The organism is Enterobacter sp. MGH119, assembly GCF_001037675.1.
Taxonomy (GTDB): Bacteria; Pseudomonadota; Gammaproteobacteria; order Enterobacterales; family Enterobacteriaceae; genus Enterobacter; species Enterobacter hormaechei_C.
In genome coordinates this window covers 1-17,374 of sequence record NZ_KQ089934.1, presented here as the reverse complement: position 1 = coordinate 17,374, position 17,374 = coordinate 1, and the positions used below count along the sequence as shown (strand labels likewise).

General features: G+C 55.7%; 12 protein-coding genes, 1 rRNA gene and 1 riboswitch. Of the genes, 9 read left to right on the top strand and 4 right to left on the bottom strand.

Features of this window, described 5'->3' with window-relative positions:
• Positions 1-7 precede the first annotated feature (7 nt).
• Complete coding sequence (gene ppc / locus SK53_RS20235) at positions 8-2,659, bottom strand: phosphoenolpyruvate carboxylase (protein WP_017383108.1); 2,652 nt, start codon at positions 2,657-2,659, stop codon at positions 8-10.
• A 271-nt stretch (positions 2,660-2,930) separates the two neighbouring features.
• On the bottom strand, positions 2,931-4,082 hold the full coding sequence (argE, locus tag SK53_RS20230) for an acetylornithine deacetylase (protein WP_003862050.1): 1,152 nt from the start codon (positions 4,080-4,082) through the stop codon (positions 2,931-2,933).
• Positions 4,083-4,170: 88 nt separating this feature from the next.
• On the opposite strand from argE, the gene argC reads away from it, so the two are divergent.
• The 4 genes from argC (at position 4,171) to oxyR (ending at position 8,660) form a co-directional block, all read left to right on the top strand.
• Positions 4,171-5,175 carry an N-acetyl-gamma-glutamyl-phosphate reductase gene (gene argC / locus SK53_RS20225; RefSeq protein ID WP_048209929.1) on the top strand — a complete coding sequence of 335 codons (1,005 nt, stop codon included), beginning with the start codon at positions 4,171-4,173 and terminating at the stop codon, positions 5,173-5,175.
• Between the two features lie 6 nt (positions 5,176-5,181).
• Entirely contained in the window at positions 5,182-5,958 is a 777-nt protein-coding gene (argB, locus tag SK53_RS20220) for an acetylglutamate kinase (RefSeq protein WP_086527949.1), read from the top strand.
• A 105-nt stretch (positions 5,959-6,063) separates the two neighbouring features.
• On the top strand, positions 6,064-7,437 hold the full coding sequence (gene argH, locus SK53_RS20215) for an argininosuccinate lyase (protein WP_048209928.1): 1,374 nt from the start codon (positions 6,064-6,066) through the stop codon (positions 7,435-7,437).
• Between the two features lie 305 nt (positions 7,438-7,742).
• Entirely contained in the window at positions 7,743-8,660 is a 918-nt protein-coding gene (oxyR, locus tag SK53_RS20210; protein ID WP_003862055.1) for a DNA-binding transcriptional regulator OxyR, read from the top strand.
• On the opposite strand, the gene sthA is transcribed toward oxyR, so the two are convergent.
• The gene (gene sthA / locus SK53_RS20205; protein WP_003862057.1) at positions 8,643-10,043 is read right to left on the bottom strand and encodes a Si-specific NAD(P)(+) transhydrogenase; all 1,401 of its coding nucleotides are present in this window, start codon (positions 10,041-10,043) and stop codon (positions 8,643-8,645) included. The two genes, oxyR and sthA, sit on opposite strands and share 18 nt — an antisense overlap.
• 196 nt (positions 10,044-10,239) lie before the next feature.
• Between sthA and fabR the strand changes: the two genes are divergently transcribed.
• Together fabR and SK53_RS20195 are read left to right on the top strand one after the other, a co-directional pair.
• Positions 10,240-10,878: an HTH-type transcriptional repressor FabR gene (fabR, locus tag SK53_RS20200; protein WP_003862059.1), complete on the top strand. Its 639-nt coding sequence runs from the start codon at positions 10,240-10,242 to the stop codon at positions 10,876-10,878.
• Between the two features lie 9 nt (positions 10,879-10,887).
• Complete coding sequence (locus SK53_RS20195) at positions 10,888-11,247, top strand: YijD family membrane protein (RefSeq protein ID WP_003862061.1); 360 nt, start codon at positions 10,888-10,890, stop codon at positions 11,245-11,247.
• A 90-nt stretch (positions 11,248-11,337) separates the two neighbouring features.
• Here the strand turns inward: SK53_RS20195 and trmA are convergent, their stop codons facing one another.
• On the bottom strand, positions 11,338-12,438 hold the full coding sequence (gene trmA / locus SK53_RS20190; RefSeq protein WP_003862063.1) for a tRNA (uridine(54)-C5)-methyltransferase TrmA: 1,101 nt from the start codon (positions 12,436-12,438) through the stop codon (positions 11,338-11,340).
• 104 nt (positions 12,439-12,542) lie between these two features.
• Positions 12,543-12,719, top strand: a riboswitch (cobalamin riboswitch).
• 65 nt (positions 12,720-12,784) lie between these two features.
• Here trmA and btuB point away from each other — a divergent pair.
• From btuB to SK53_RS20175, 3 genes are all read left to right on the top strand, one after another.
• Entirely contained in the window at positions 12,785-14,635 is a 1,851-nt protein-coding gene (gene btuB / locus SK53_RS20185) for a TonB-dependent vitamin B12 receptor BtuB (protein WP_048209927.1), read from the top strand.
• Positions 14,580-15,431, top strand: a complete 852-nt coding sequence (gene murI / locus SK53_RS20180; RefSeq protein WP_032608099.1) for a glutamate racemase — start codon at positions 14,580-14,582, stop codon at positions 15,429-15,431. Before btuB ends, murI begins: the two co-directional genes overlap by 56 nt.
• A 381-nt stretch (positions 15,432-15,812) precedes the next feature.
• Positions 15,813-17,354: ribosomal RNA gene (locus SK53_RS20175) — 16S ribosomal RNA — on the top strand.
• Positions 17,355-17,374: the final 20 nt, after the last annotated feature.

Here is a 17,374-nt window from a genome sequence, read left to right as displayed (position 1 = left end):
AAACCGATCAACCGGTGTTACGCATACCTGCCGCAACGCCTGCTATCGTTACCATCAGCGCCTGTTCAACGCGTGGATCCGGCTCTTTACCTTCCTCTTCCGCCAGACGCGAACGGTGCAGCAGCTCTGCCTGTAAAACGTTCAGCGGGTCGGTGTAGATGTTACGCAGCTGGATAGACTCGGCGATCCACGGCAGGTCTTCCATCAGGTGGGAGTCGTTAGCGATGTCCAGCACCACTTTGATGTCGCCTTCCAGCAGTTCGCGCAGCTCTTTGCCCAGCGCCCACAGCTCCGGCTTCACCAGGCGCTGATCGTAGTATTCCGCCAGCCACAGGTCGGCCTTCGAGAAGACCATCTCCAGCATTCCCAGACGGGTAGAGAAGAATGGCCAGTCGCGGCACATGGTTTCCAGTTCGCTCTGCTTACCGTCTTCCACCACTTTTTGCAGCGCCGCACCGGCACCCAGCCAGGCTGGCAGCATTAAGCGGTTTTGCGTCCAGGCGAAGATCCATGGAATGGCGCGCAGGGATTCAACGCCACCGGTCGGGCGACGCTTTGCAGGACGCGAGCCCAGCGGCAGTTTACCCAGCTCCTGTTCAGGCGTGGCCGAGCGGAAGTAAGGGACAAAATCTTTGTTTTCACGCACGTAGCCGCGGTACAGATCGCAGGAGATGTCAGACAGTTCGTCCATAATCCGGCACCAGGATTCTTTTGGCTCCGGCGGCGGCAGCAGGTTGGCTTCGAGGATCGCGCTGGTATAAAGCGACAGGCTGCTGATGGTCACTTCCGGCAGGCCGTACTTGAAGCGGATCATCTCGCCCTGCTCGGTCACGCGCAGGCCGCCTTTCAGGCTTCCTGGTGGTTGAGAGAGCAGCGCCGCGTGTGCAGGCGCACCGCCACGACCAATTGAGCCACCGCGTCCGTGGAACAGGGTCAGCTCGATACCGGCTTTCTCACAGGTTTTGATCAGTGCATCCTGTGCCTGATACTGCGCCCAGGAGGCTGCCATCACCCCCGCATCTTTCGCGGAGTCGGAATAGCCGATCATCACCATCTGTTTGCCCTGAATAAAGCCGCGATACCAGTCGATGTTCAGCAGCTGGGTCATCACGTCGTTAGCGTTGTTCAGGTCGTCGAGAGTCTCAAACAGCGGTGCTACCGGCAGAGCATAGTCAATGCCCGCTTCTTTCAGCAGAAGGTGAACGCCCAGCACGTCGGACGGGGTCTTCGCCATGGAGATCACGTAGGCGGCCACAGATCCTTTCGGCGCATCTACAATCGCTTTACAGGTGTTGAGCACTTCGCGGGTGTCATTGCTTGGCTCCCAGTTGCGCGGCAGCAGCGGGCGCTTGGAGTTCAGCTCGCGGATCAGGAACGCCTGTTTGTCGGCTTCTGACCAGCTTTCGTAGTCGCCAATGCCGAGGTAGCGGGTCAGCTCGCCCAGCGCTTCGGTATGACGGGTACTTTCCTGACGAACGTCGATACGCACCAGCGGCACGCCGAAACACTTCACGCGGCGCAGGGTGTCGAGCAGTTCGCCGTTGGCAATGATGCCCATCCCACAAGCCTGGAGCGATTTATAGCAGGCGTATAGAGGCTCCCAGAGCTGTTCGTTCTGGCTCAGCAGACCTTCCGGCTTCGGCAGGCGCTGGCCTTTCAGGCGCGCTTCGAGCCAGGCCTGAGTGGCCATCAGCTGACCGCGCAGCTTTTTCATCAGGAAGCGGTACGGCTCGCTGGCGCCTTCTTCACCGGCCAGCGCGCGCAGTTCCGGCGTCGCTTCCACCATCGACAGCTCGGAGATCAGCACCTGAATATCTTTCAGGAACAGGTCGGTTGCTTTCCAGCGGCTCAGCAGCAGGACGTGACGGGTGATTTCCGCCGTCACGTTCGGGTTGCCGTCGCGGTCGCCGCCCATCCAGGAGGTGAAGCGAACCGGCACAAAGTCGACCGGCAGGCGATAGCCCAGATTTTCTTCCAGCTGTTCGTTCAGCTCGCGCAGGTAGTTGGGTACCCCTTCCCACAGGCTGTTTTCCACCACCGCAAAGCCCCACTTGGCTTCGTCGACCGGGCTTGGGCGATGCTTACGAATTTCATCGGTGTGCCAGGACTGGGCAATCAGCTGGCGCAGGCGGCGCATAAGCTGGTTACGTTCGTAGTCGGCGATGTCTTTGTTATCCAACTGCTTCAGACAGTTGTTCACTTCCACCATTTTGTGGATCAGCGTACGACGGGTGATTTCGGTTGGGTGTGCGGTCAGCACCAGCTCCAGCGAAAGGGATTCCACCGCTTTTTTGATGGTCGCTTCGTTGAGGTCGGGCTGGTCTTTGAGTTTACGAAGGGTGCGGGCAATGACTTCCGGGTTGCTGGCCGCTTCGCCTTTTGGCGAAATGCTGTGGTATTGCTCAGCGGTGTTTGCCAGGTTCAGGAACTGGCTGAAGGCGCGGGCAACGGGCAGCAGCTCATCGTTGGAGAGGTTCTGCAAGGTGGTAAGCAGCTCCTGACGGTTGGCCTCATTACCGGCGCGGGAAGATTTGGACAGCTTGCGGATGGTTTCAACGCGGTCGAGGATGTTCTCCCCCAGTGCGTCTTTGATGGTATCTCCAAGCACTTTGCCGAGCATACTGACATTACTACGCAACGCGGAATATTGTTCGTTCATAAAAACCCAGTCACCCCATCATTTTTGTTTATGCCCAGGCGAAAATCTTCTGGACATTATTTTGTCATCTCCCTTTATAAAGCCACGTAAAACCCCCGTCGTCAATTGCTGCGAAAACGGTTCAGCAGACGAATAAATGCGGGCAATTTACGAAATTTAATTCGCATTGCGTCAGATAAGAGATGCTTATGGAAATGTGACGGTGATCATGCGATTTGTTGCCCTCACCCTAACCCTCTCCCACAGGGAGAGGGGACTTTTCGGTGCGGTTTTAATGCCAGCAGAAGTGATGCACAACCTGGGTAATGAGTTCGCGGGTGGGCTTGATGAAGCGGGTTTCGAGATATTCGTCCGGCTGGTGTGCCTGGTTGATGGAGCCAGGGCCCAGAACCAGCGTCGGGCACAGCGTCTGAATAAACGGCGCTTCGGTGCAGTAGTTCACCACGTCGGTTTTCTCGCCGAGCAGTTTTTCCACTACCTGAACCAGCTGATGGTCAGGCGGGCATTCGTAGCCTGGAATCGGCGGATGCAGTTCGGAGACCGTCAGACGGCCCGGCCAGCGCTCGCTGACCGGTGCCAGCGCTTCGTTCAGTAAGCCATCCAGATCGCTCAGCGTCATACCCGGCAGAGGACGGATATCCATATGCAGTTCGCAGCAGGCGCAGATACGGTTGGACGCATCACCGCCGTGCAGGCTGCCGAGGTTAAGCGTTGGGTAAGGCACGGTGAACGCCTCGTAGTGATAGCGCTCTTTCAGATCGTCGCGCAGGGTCATGATGCGGCCAATCGCGTCATGCATCAGCTCAATGGCGTTCACGCCGCGCGCCGGATCGCTGGAGTGGCCAGACTGGCCCAGTACGCGCACCGCGGTAGAAATATGGCCTTTGTGCGCCCGAATCGGTTGCAGAGAGGTCGGTTCGCCGATGATCGCGCAGTCAGGACGAATCGATGTGTTTTCAGAGAAATAACGTGCGCCCGCCATGCTGGTCTCTTCATCGGCGGTCGCCAGAATGTAGAGCGGTTTTTTCAGCTTCGTCACGTCCACGTCACGCAGCGCGTCGAGGATAAAGGCGAAGAAGCCTTTCATGTCGGCGGTGCCCAGACCATAAAGCTTGTTGTCATGCTCGGTCAGCGTGAACGGATCGCGCGTCCAGCGGCCATCATCAAACGGCACGGTGTCAGTGTGCCCAGCCAGCAGCAGGCCGCCCGCGCCATGTCCGGTACTGGCGAGCAGGTTAAATTTGTGGCGTGTTCCGGGGACGGGCTGAACCTCAACGTTAAACCCAAGATCGCTAAACCAACCCGCCAGCAGATTGATTAAAGACTCATTGCTCTGATCCAGGGCTTCTTCCGTCGCGCTGATGGAGGGTGTGGCGATCAGGGCGCGGTAAATCTCGATAAATGGCGGTAAGTTCATTTTCATTGTTGACACACCTTAGGTCGTGATAGTATCAATATTCATGCAATAAATGTGAATAAAAATACATTAACGTTGAGCATAAAGGAACCCGATGTTGAATACGCTGATTGTAGGCGCTAGCGGTTATGCGGGCGCAGAGCTTGTAAGCTACGTAAATCGCCACCCTCATATGACCATAACCGCTTTGACCGTGTCAGCGCAAAGCAATGATGCCGGAAAGTTAATTTCCGATTTGCATCCACAACTTAAGGGCGTGGTTGATTTGCCTTTGCAGCCCATGTCTGACATCAGCGAGTTTACCGACGGCGTTGACGTGGTGTTTTTAGCCACCGCACACGAGGTCAGTCACGACCTGGCGCCGCAGTTCCTGGCAGCCGGATGCGTGGTGTTCGATCTCTCCGGCGCGTTCCGCGTTAACGACGGCGCGTTCTACGAAAAATATTACGGTTTCACCCACCAGCATCCGGAACTGCTTGAAAAAGCGGTGTACGGCCTGGCGGAGTGGAGCGCAGATAAACTGAAAGAAGCGAACCTGATTGCCGTTCCGGGATGCTACCCGACGGCGGCGCAGCTTTCCCTGAAGCCGCTGATCGACGCCGGGTTGCTGGATCTGAACCAGTGGCCGGTGATCAACGCCACCAGTGGCGTGAGCGGCGCCGGGCGCAAAGCGGCGATCTCCAACAGCTTCTGCGAAGTGAGCCTTCAGCCGTATGGCGTGTTTAATCACCGTCATCACCCTGAAATCACCACCCATCTGGGCGCGGACGTGATTTTCACCCCGCATCTGGGCAGCTTCCCGCGCGGGATCCTCGAAACCATTACCTGCCGCCTGAAGCCGGGTGTGAACAAAGAACAGGTGAACGAGGTCTTCACGCAGGCGTATGCGGACAAACCGCTGGTGCGCCTGTACGACAAAGGCGTGCCGGCGCTGAAAAATGTGGTCGGCCTGCCGTTCTGCGATATCGGCTTTGCCGTGCAGGGTGAGCATCTCATCGTGGTGGCAGCAGAAGATAACCTACTCAAAGGCGCTGCCGCACAGGCAATGCAGTGTGCAAATATTCGTTTCGGCTTCCCTGAAACGCAGGCTCTTATTTAAGGTGTGATGATGAACCCATTAATTATCAAACTCGGTGGTGTACTGCTGGACAGCGAAGAAGCGCTGGAGCGCCTGTTTAACGCACTGGTGAACTATCGTGAATCACACCAACGTCCGCTGGTGATTGTGCACGGCGGCGGCTGTGTGGTGGATGAGCTGATGAAAGGGCTCAACCTGCCGGTGAAAAAGAAAAATGGCCTGCGCGTCACCCCTGCTGACCAGATTGACATCATTACCGGCGCGCTGGCGGGCACGGCGAACAAAACGCTGCTGGCATGGGCGAAGAAACACCATATCGCTTCCGTTGGCCTCTGTCTGGGCGACGGTGACAGCGTAAAAGTGACCCAGCTTGACGAAGAGCTCGGCCATGTTGGACTGGCGCAGCCAGGTTCGCCTAAGCTGATTAACACCCTGCTGGAAGGCGGTTTTCTGCCGGTGGTGAGCTCAATCGGCGTGACCGAAGAGGGCGAGCTGATGAACGTTAACGCTGACCAGGCGGCAACCGCGCTGGCGGCCACGCTGGGCGCAGACCTGATCCTGCTCTCCGACGTGAGCGGCATACTGGACGGCAAAGGCCAGCGTATTGCGGAAATGACCGCCGCAAAAGCCGAGCAGCTGATCGATCAAGGCATTATTACCGACGGCATGATTGTTAAAGTGAATGCGGCGCTGGATGCGGCCCGCACGTTGGGTCGCCCGGTGGATATCGCCTCCTGGCGGCACGCGGAGCAACTCCCGGCGCTGTTTAACGGTACGCCGATTGGTACGCGTATTCTGGCTTAAGATTCTGTGCCGGATGGCGCTTCGCTTATCCGGCCTACGTGAATTTTGTAGGCCCGGTAAGCGCAGCGCCACCGGGCAAAAATATCATCATTAAGGAAATTCGTTATGGCACTTTGGGGTGGGCGTTTTACACAGGCAGCGGATCAGCGGTTCAAACAGTTCAACGACTCTTTGCGCTTCGACTACCGCCTGGCCGAACAGGATATTGTCGGCTCTGTGGCCTGGTCCAAAGCGCTGGTGACCGTTGGCGTGCTGACCGCAGACGAACAGCAGCAGCTGGAAGAGGCGCTGAACAACCTGCTGGAAGAGGTGCGTCTGGATCCGCAGCAAATCCTCCAGAGCGATGCTGAAGATATTCACAGCTGGGTGGAAGGCAAACTGATCGACAAAGTCGGCCAGTTGGGTAAAAAGCTCCATACCGGGCGTAGCCGTAATGACCAGGTGGCGACCGACCTGAAGCTGTGGTGCAAAGAGACCGTCGGCGAACTGCTGGCGGCGAATCGTCAGTTGCAGGGCGCGCTGGTGGACACCGCGCAGAACAATCAGGACGCGGTGATGCCGGGTTATACCCACCTGCAACGCGCGCAGCCGGTGACGTTCGCGCACTGGTGTCTGGCCTATGTTGAGATGCTGGCGCGTGATGAGAGCCGTTTACAGGATACCTTAAAGCGTCTGGACGTGAGCCCGCTGGGCAGCGGCGCGCTTGCCGGCACGGCTTATGAAATTGACCGTGAGCAGCTGGCAGGCTGGCTGGGCTTTGCCTCCGCCACCCGCAATAGTCTGGACAGCGTCTCTGACCGTGACCACGTGCTGGAACTGCTCTCAAATGCGTCTATCGGGATGGTGCACCTGTCGCGCTTTGCCGAAGACCTGATCTTCTTTAACTCTGGCGAAGCCGGGTTTGTGGAGCTGTCCGACCGTGTGACGTCCGGCTCCTCCCTGATGCCGCAGAAGAAAAACCCGGACGCGCTGGAGCTGATCCGCGGGAAATGTGGCCGCGTGCAGGGTGCGCTGACCGGTATGATGATGACCCTGAAAGGGCTGCCGCTGGCGTACAACAAAGACATGCAGGAAGACAAAGAGGGGCTGTTCGACGCGATCGACACCTGGCTGGACTGTCTGCATATGGGCGCGCTGGTGCTGGACGGCATTCAGGTGAAACGTCCGCGCTGCCAGGAAGCGGCGCAGCAGGGGTATGCTAACTCTACCGAACTGGCGGACTACCTGGTGGCGAAAGGCGTACCGTTCCGCGAGGCGCACCATATTGTGGGTGAAGCGGTAGTGGAAGCGATTCGTCAGGGTAAAGCCCTTGAAGAGCTGGCGCTTGCCGACCTGCAAAAATTCAGCGCGGTTATCGGGGATGATGTCTACCCGATTCTGGCCCTGCAATCCTGCCTGGATAAGCGTGCAGCGAAAGGCGGCGTGTCACCGAAGCAGGTAGCGCAGGCGATTGCGGATGCGAAAAACCGGTTGGTTTAAACCGTGCGGGCTGGTGCCCTCACCCCGTCCCTCTCCCACTGGGAGAGGGAGAAAAACGGAGCCTGGCTTAGTGCTGGGCTTTTTTTTACGCAAAAAAAAGCGGACCACGGGGTCCGCAAAAGTTCACGTTGGCTTTAGTTTTTCGAGTTTTGAGAGAAACTCGCTGACGGTGCGGGGACGTCAAGGGTCAAACACGTGCCGCCTCGTCTATGTGATGTATTATTCAACAGAATGCTTGATAGGGATAATCGTTCGTTGCTATGCTATCTATCGCCATGAACTATCGTGGCGACGGAGGATGAATAATGAATATTCGTGATCTTGAATACCTGGTAGCGTTAGCTGAGCATCGCCATTTTCGCCGCGCGGCAGACTCCTGCCATGTCAGCCAGCCAACGCTGAGCGGTCAGATCCGCAAGCTGGAAGATGAGCTGGGCGTGATGCTGCTGGAGCGCACCAGTCGTAAAGTACTGTTCACGCAGGCAGGTCTGCTGCTGGTGGATCAGGCGCGCACCGTACTGCGCGAGGTCAAAGTGCTCAAGGAAATGGCAAGCCAGCAGGGGGAAGCGATGTCCGGCCCGCTGCATATTGGCCTGATCCCAACCGTTGGCCCGTACCTGTTGCCGCAAATCATTCCGATGCTGCACCAGACGTTCCCGAAACTCGAAATGTACCTGCATGAAGCGCAAACCCATCAGCTGCTGGCGCAGTTAGACAGCGGTAAGCTCGACTGTGCGATTCTGGCGCTCGTTAAAGAGAGTGAAGCGTTTATTGAAGTACCGCTGTTCGATGAGCCGATGATGCTGGCGATCTATGAAGATCACCCGTGGGCGAACCGCGATCGCGTACCGATGGCCGATCTGGCCGGTGAAAAACTGCTGATGCTGGAAGACGGCCACTGTCTGCGCGATCAGGCGATGGGCTTCTGCTTCGAAGCGGGTGCCGATGAAGATACCCATTTTCGCGCAACCAGCCTGGAAACGCTGCGTAATATGGTGGCGGCGGGAAGCGGTATTACGCTGTTGCCGGCACTGGCGGTGCCGCACGAGCGTAAACGTGATGGCGTGGTCTATCTGCCGTGTATTAAGCCGGAGCCGCGTCGCACCATTGGTCTGGTTTATCGTCCGGGGTCACCGCTGCGCAGCCGCTATGAGCAGCTGGCAGAGGCCATCCGCGGTGCGATGGATGGCCATTTTGACAGCGCGTTAAAACAGGCGGTTTAAGCCGTTCAGCGCAGCGACCCGATAAGCTTCCGCCATGGTCGGGTAGTTAAAGGTGGTGTTAACGAAGTACTCAATGGTGTTGCCACCACCTTTTTGCTCCATGATCGCCTGGCCGATATGAATGATTTCCGCCGCGCGTTCACCGAAGCAGTGAATACCGAGGATCTCTTTCGTCTCGCGATGGAACAGGATCTTCAGTGTACCCACGCTCATTCCCACGATTTGCGCCCGCGCCAGATGTTTAAACTGGGCACGACCCACCTCGTAAGGCACCTTCATGGCCGTCAGCTGCTGCTCGGTTTTGCCGACAGAACTGATTTCCGGAATGGTGTAGATGCCCGTCGGGATATCTTCAATCAGATGCGCCGTCGCTTCACCTTTCACCAGCGCCTGTGCGGCGATGCGGCCCTGATCGTAAGCGGCGGAGGCCAGGCTTGGGTAACCAATCACGTCGCCCACCGCGTAAACGTGCGGCAGCGCAGTCTGGTACATGCTGTTGACCTTGAGCTGACCGCGGCTGTCGGTTTCAAGCCCGATATTCTCCAGCTGCAATGAATCCGTGTTGCCGGTACGGCCGTTGGCATACAGCAGGCAGTCGGCTTTCAGCTTCTTACCGGATTTCAGGTGCATGATCACACCGTCATCGCAGCCTTCGATTTTCTCGTACTCTTCGTTGTGGCGAATCACCACGCCACTGTTCCAGAAGTGGTAGGAGAGGGAATCTGACATCTCCTGATCGAGGAATGCCAGCAGCCGGTCGCGGGTGTTGATCAAATCAACTTTGACCTCCATTCCGCGGAAGATCGACGCATATTCACAGCCAATCACCCCCGCACCATAAATGATCACATGGCGTGGCTCGTGGTGCAGGCTGAGGATGGAGTCGCTGTCGTAAATGCGCGGGTGCGAGAAATCCACGTCTGCCGGATGGTAAGGACGGGAGCCGCAGGCGATCACAAATTTTTCAGCGGTGAGCGTCTCAACCGAACCGTCGTGGCACTCCAGCGCCAGGGTGTGTTCATCCACAAAATGCGCGTTCCCTTGCAGAATTTCACAGTGGTTGCGCTCATAGAAACCCTGACGCATGCGCGTCTGCTGGTTAATGACCGTGTCTGCGTGATTCAGGATATCGGCAAAGGAGGAGCGAAGAAGTCGGGAGTGGTCGCTGTAAAGAGGGTTCTGGTTAAATTCGATAATGCGGCTAACGGCGTGGCGGAGGGCTTTCGAAGGGATGGTGCCCCAGTGGGTGCAACCGCCGCCGACATTATGGTAGCGCTCAATAACCGCTACTCTGGCTCCCTGTTTTACCAGACCCATAGCAGCACCTTCGCCGCCGGGGCCGGAACCAATAACTATTGCGTCGTAATCGTAGGAATGTGGCATGGCAAGGCTTACCTGTTCTTATACATAAAAGCAACAGAATCATAACATCATTGCCAGGGTAACCCAATTATCGTTGTGCTTTTTTCGGGCAGTGGAGCACAAACCGCGCGTAAACAATCATTCACAAAGTCAGGTAAACAGATTAATTTTATTCTCTGGTATAGTGCCAACGGGCCTTTGGAAGGATTCAACTATCGTGATGGGCGTAAGAGCACAACAAAAAGAGAAAACCCGGCGTTCGCTGGTGGAAGCCGCATTCAGTCAACTGAGTGCTGAGCGGAGTTTTGCCAGTTTGAGCCTGCGTGAAGTGGCGCGCGAGGCCGGGATTGCGCCAACGTCCTTCTATCGTCATTTCCGTGATGTGGATGAACTGGGCCTGACCATGGTCGACGAGAGCGGTTTGATGCTGCGCCAGCTTATGCGTCAGGCGCGTCAGCGTATCGCCAAGGGCGGCAGCGTGATCCGCACTTCCGTGTCGACATTTATGGAATTTATCGGCAATAACCCTAACGCGTTTCGCCTGCTGTTGCGTGAGCGTTCCGGAACGTCAGCCGCGTTTCGTGCCGCCGTCGCGCGTGAAATTCAGCATTTCATCGCGGAACTTGCCGACTATCTTGAACTCGAAAACCATATGCCGCGTGCGTTTACTGAAGCACAGGCTGAGGCGATGGTGACGATTGTGTTCAGCGCGGGTGCTGAAGCGCTGGATGTCAGCATTGAACAACGTAAGCAACTCGAAGAGCGACTGGTATTGCAGCTGCGGATGATTTCTAAAGGTGCGTACTACTGGTATCGCCGTGAACAAGAGAAGTTGGCACATCAAAACGATGAGTGAAGGTGAGTAATGAAACAGTCAGGTCAGGATAAAGGAACGCTGTTGCTGGCATTGATCGCTGGCTTATCCATTAATGGTACGTTTGCGGCGGTTTTCAGCTCAATTGTACCGTTCTCGATTTTCCCGATTATCGCGCTGGTGCTGACGGTGTACTGCCTGCATCAACGTTATCTGAACCGCACGATGCCAGTTGGGTTACCGGGACTGGCCGCAGCCTGTTTTATTCTGGGTGTATTGCTTTATAGCACGGTGGTGCGCGCGGAGTATCCGGATATTGGCTCTAACTTCCTGCCTGCGGTACTGTCTGTGGCGCTGGTGTTCTGGATTGGCTCTCGCATGCGTAGCCGCAAGAGCGAGTTGCCGGAGTAGAGAAGGGTTTTGTAGTCGTTGTAGGGCAGGTAAGCGAAGCGCCACCTGCCAAAAAATGCCGGATGGCGCTACGCTTATCCGGCCTAAAGATTATCGTGCAGTAAGCAGTACGCCGCACTCCATATGGTGCGTATACGGGAACTGATCGAACAGCGCCAGACGTTCAACCTTGTGCGTCTGGCTTAATGTTTCCAGATTCTTGCACAGCGTCTCCGGGTTACAGGAGATGTACAAAATACGCGGGTACGCCTGCACCATCTTCTCGGTTTCGCTGTCCAGGCCACTGCGCGGCGGATCGACAAAAATTGTCTCACACTGGTAGCTCTTCAAATCAATCCCTTGCAGGCGGTTAAACTCGCGTACGCCGTTCATCGCCTGGGTAAACTCTTCTGCCGCCATACGAATAATTTGTACGTTATCAATATGGTTAGCGGCGATGTTGTACTGCGCGGCTGCCACCGACGGTTTGGCGATTTCCGTCGCCAGCACGCGTTCGAAGTTACGCGCCAGCGCCAGCGAGAAGTTGCCGTTACCGCAGTAGAGTTCCAGCAGATCGCCCTTAGACCCTTCCGTCGCCTTCAACGCCCACTCCAGCATCTGCACGTTCATGGCGGCATTCGGCTGGGTGAAGCTGTTCTCCACCTGACGGTAAACCATCTCTTTTCCTGCCACCGGCAGACGCTCGTCGATGTAATCCTGGTCCAGCATGATTTTGGTTTTGGTCGCGCGGCCAATCAGGTGCACGTTGATATTCTGCGCGCGCAGCGCATCGCGCAGGGCTTCTGCCTGCTCGCGCCACTCGTCAGTCAGTGCTTTGTGATAGAGCAGAGAAACAATGGCCTGATTGCTTTGGGTGGTCAGGTAGTCAATCTGGAACAGCTTGTTGCGCAGTACCGGATTGTTGCGCACACCGTCGATCATCAGCGTCATCAGCTGGTTGATAAGCTCACTCGCCGCCGGAAAACTGTCTACGCGAATACGGGATTTCGTCTGCTGATCGAAAATGATGTGGTACAGGTCATCGCCATCGTGCCAGATGCGGAACTCAGCGCGCATACGGTAGTGGCTGACCGGAGAACGAAACACCTCGGGAACGGGCGCGTTGAAAGGCGTCATCATACTTTGCAGGCGGACAACTTTTTCTGCCAGCTGTGCGTCGTACTGTTCTGTCGGGAGGTGTTCGGGGGTCATGATGCGTCCTGAGTGATAAAGAATTACGCGGGGATTGTAGGGATTGTGCAGTGGATGTCCAGATTTAATGGCTAATAGCTATCTGGACATCTATACGTGTCTAATTGTAGCATTCTGTTTCCGGTCTCCTTAGAGTGAAAAGGGAATCCAGTGCAAATCTGGAGCTGACGCGCAGCGGTAAAGACTGGCGGGATGAGAGTTGTAGACACTGTGAAAATGGGAAGTCTTCATCCGTATAACGCCACCCAGCCCGAAGACCTGCCGGGATCACGTCGCATTTGGTTTCATCATCGCGTGCTATCGGTGAGGCCTGCGGCATCCTTCTTATATTGTGGATGCTTTAACAATGATTAAAAAAGTATCGCTGTTGACGGTGTTTTCCGTCACGGCATTTTCGGGCTGGGCGCAGGAAAGCGCCGACTCGTTGGTGGTGACAGCAAACCGTTTCGAACAACCAGCAAAAACCGTTCTGGCTCCGACCTCCGTCGTGACGCGTGAGGATATTGAACGCTGGCAGGCAACGAGTGTTGTGGAAATCATGTCACGCCTGCCGGGTGTGGACATCGCACAAAGCGGCGGGATGGGGTCGACCTCTTCAACGTTTATTCGCGGTACGGAATCCCGCCATGTTCTGGTACTGATTGATGGTATCCCTCTGAATAATGCCGGGATCAGCAACGTTCCCGATTTAAGCCAAATTCCGACGTCGCTGATTCAGCGTATTGAGTACATTCGCGGCCCACGTTCGGCGCTGTATGGCTCCGACGCGATTGGCGGTGTGATTAACATCATTACCGGGCGCGACAAGCCGGGTGCGGAAATTTCTGCGGGTGTCGGTTCAAAGGGGTATCAAAACTATAACGGTGCCTTCCAGCAGGTGTTCGATAAAACCAAAATCACCATGGCCGGTGATTATACCTATACCCGTGGTTTTGATATTGCCGCAAAAGATGCCCCGCCCCAGCCAGACCGCGATGGTTTTATGAGTAAATCGCTATTTGGCTCGGTGGAGCAGCAGTTTACCGACAGCGTCAGCGGATTCGTCCGTGGCTTTGGCTACGATAACCGCTCCGCGTATGACGGTTACGATCACTATGGCGCGACCGGCATTGATGGGCGGCCGGACACGCGTCAGGTTTACAGCCAGAACTGGGACACCGGGTTGCGCTATAACCAGGGTATTTTCCAGTCACAGCTGGTGGCAGGGTATGGCCGTAGCAAAGATCAGAACTATGATCCGAAAAAAGGCCGCTACGCTGACTCCGCAACCATGGATGACGTGAAGCAGTACACCACCCAGTGGCTGAATACGGTTGAAGTGGGGCACGGCAATATCGGCGCGGGTCTGGACTGGCAGAAGCAGAAAACCCAGGCGGGTACGGGCTATCTGGAAAAAGGTTACGAACAACGTAATACCGGCGTGTTCCTTTCGGCGATGCAGCAGTTCAACAGCGTGACGCTGGAAGCGGCGGCGCGTAATGACGATAACTCTAATTTTGGCAATCACGCCACCTGGCAGACCAGCGCCGCATGGGAGTTCATCGAGGGGTATCGCATCATCGGTTCTTACGGTACAGCGTATAAAGCACCGACCATGAGCCAGATCCACAGTAAAGATTACGGTAATCCGGATCTGAAGCCAGAAGAGAGTAAGCAGTGGGAAGGCGGCTTTGAAGGTCTGACGGGGCCGGTAAACTGGCGTGTGACGGGCTATCGTAATGATATCGATAACCTCATTAATAGCGACCCGCGGACTTACCGTTATTACAACGTCGATGAAGCCCGTATTAAAGGAATCGAGGCGACGGCCCAGTTCGACACTGGCCCGTTAGGGCATCAGATTTCTTACGACTACGTCGACCCGCGTAATGCGAAAACTAACGAAGTCCTGGCTCGTCGCTCAAAGCAACAGGTTAAGTATCAGCTTGACTGGCAGGTGTGGGATCTCGACTGGAATCTGGCGTACCGTTATCTGGGCACTCGCTATGACGTTGCCGTTGATCCGAATACCTATGCAACAGAACGCGTGAAAATGGGCGGCGTCAGCCTGTGGGACGTCGCGGTTTCATATCCCGTCACCTCTCATCTCACAGTTCGTGGTAAAATAGCCAACCTGTTCGATAAAGATTACGAGACAGTTTATGGCTACCAAACTGCAGGACGGGAATACACCTTGTCTGGCAGCTACACCTTCTGATCCGCGTCCCACCGTGCTGGTGTTTGATTCCGGCGTCGGTGGGCTTTCGGTCTATGATGAGATTCGGCAGCTCCTGCCGGATCTCCATTACATCTACGCCTTCGATAACGTCGCGTTCCCGTATGGGGAAAAGAGTGAAGACTTTATTGTTGAGCGTGTGGTTGAAATCGTCACCGCGGTACAAAAGCGCTACCCCCTGGCGCTGGCGGTCATTGCCTGTAATACGGCAAGCACGGTCTCTCTTCCTGCCCTGCGCGAAAAATTCCCGTTCCCGGTTGTGGGCGTTGTGCCGGCAATTAAACCTGCGGCGCGTCTGACGGCGAACGGCATCGTGGGTTTGCTGGCGACGCGTGGTACGGTAAAACGTCCTTATACGCGCGAGCTTATTGAGCGCTTTGCCAATGAATGCCAGATCGCCATGCTCGGTTCCGCGGAGCTGGTGGAAATGGCGGAAGCGAAGCTGCACGGCGAGACGGTCTCGCTTGAAGAGCTGCGCCGCATTCTGCGTCCATGGCTGCGGATGCAGGAACCCCCGGATACGGTTGTTCTTGGATGTACCCATTTCCCGCTGTTACAGGAAGAGCTATTAAAGGTCCTGCCTGAAGGAACCCGGCTGGTGGATTCCGGTGCGGCGATTGCGCGTCGGACGGCCTGGCTGCTGGAACACGAGGCGCCGGATGCGAAATCAGCGGAAGCGAACATCGCTTTCTGTATGGCGATAACAAAAGAAACTGAACAACTTTTACCCGTTTTACAGCGTTACGGCTTCGAAACGCTCGAAAAACTGGCGCTGTAGCACGGTTTTGAGCAAAAAAGAGACGGTTGAATGTTTTTTTTCAAAGAGGGGTTGTCAACGTCTGAGAACTCCCTATAATGCGCCTCCACTGACACGGAACAACGGCTTACAAGCCGCCGGGACAGCGGGGTTCAGAGATGAATGCCAACAGAGAAAAGTAAAAATAATTGCTTGACTCTGAATGAGGAAAACGTATTATACGGGACCTCGCAACGGTGAGCTGAAAGCCCCGTTGCAACTGCTCTTTAACAATTTATCAGACAATCTGTGTGGGCACTCAAAGTGACATGGATTCTTAACGTCCTCGGACGAAAAATGAATACCAAGTCTCTGAGTGAACACGTAATTCATTACGAAGTTTAATTCAAGAGCATCAAACTTAAATTGAAGAGTTTGATCATGGCTCAGATTGAACGCTGGCGGCAGGCCTAACACATGCAAGTCGAACGGTAACAGGAAGCAGCTTGCTGCTTCGCTGACGAGTGGCGGACGGGTGAGTAATGTCTGGGAAACTGCCTGATGGAGGGGGATAACTACTGGAAACGGTAGCTAATACCGCATAACGTCGCAAGACCAAAGAGGGGGACCTTCGGGCCTCTTGCCATCGGATGTGCCCAGATGGGATTAGCTAGTAGGTGGGGTAACGGCTCACCTAGGCGACGATCCCTAGCTGGTCTGAGAGGATGACCAGCCACACTGGAACTGAGACACGGTCCAGACTCCTACGGGAGGCAGCAGTGGGGAATATTGCACAATGGGCGCAAGCCTGATGCAGCCATGCCGCGTGTATGAAGAAGGCCTTCGGGTTGTAAAGTACTTTCAGCGGGGAGGAAGGTGTTGAGGTTAATAACCTCAGCAATTGACGTTACCCGCAGAAGAAGCACCGGCTAACTCCGTGCCAGCAGCCGCGGTAATACGGAGGGTGCAAGCGTTAATCGGAATTACTGGGCGTAAAGCGCACGCAGGCGGTCTGTCAAGTCGGATGTGAAATCCCCGGGCTCAACCTAGGAACTGCATTCGAAACTGGCAGGCTAGAGTCTTGTAGAGGGGGGTAGAATTCCAGGTGTAGCGGTGAAATGCGTAGAGATCTGGAGGAATACCGGTGGCGAAGGCGGCCCCCTGGACAAAGACTGACGCTCAGGTGCGAAAGCGTGGGGAGCAAACAGGATTAGATACCCTGGTAGTCCACGCCGTAAACGATGTCGACTTGGAGGTTGTGCCCTTGAGGCGTGGCTTCCGGAGCTAACGCGTTAAGTCGACCGCCTGGGGAGTACGGCCGCAAGGTTAAAACTCAAATGAATTGACGGGGGCCCGCACAAGCGGTGGAGCATGTGGTTTAATTCGATGCAACGCGAAGAACCTTACCTACTCTTGACATCCAGAGAACTTAGCAGAGATGCTTTGGTGCCTTCGGGAACTCTGAGACAGGTGCTGCATGGCTGTCGTCAGCTCGTGTTGTGAAATGTTGGGTTAAGTCCCGCAACGAGCGCAACCCTTATCCTTTGTTGCCAGCGGTTAGGCCGGGAACTCAAAGGAGACTGCCAGTGATAAACTGGAGGAAGGTGGGGATGACGTCAAGTCATCATGGCCCTTACGAGTAGGGCTACACACGTGCTACAATGGCGCATACAAAGAGAAGCGACCTCGCGAGAGCAAGCGGACCTCATAAAGTGCGTCGTAGTCCGGATTGGAGTCTGCAACTCGACTCCATGAAGTCGGAATCGCTAGTAATCGTGGATCAGAATGCCACGGTGAATACGTTCCCGGGCCTTGTACACACCGCCCGTCACACCATGGGAGTGGGTTGCAAAAGAAGTAGGTAGCTTAACCTTCGGGAGGGCGCTTACCACTTTGTGATTCATGACTGGGGTGAAGTCGTAACAAGGTAACCGTAGGGGAACCTGCGGTTGGATCACCTCCTTACCTTAAAGAACCTGCCTTTG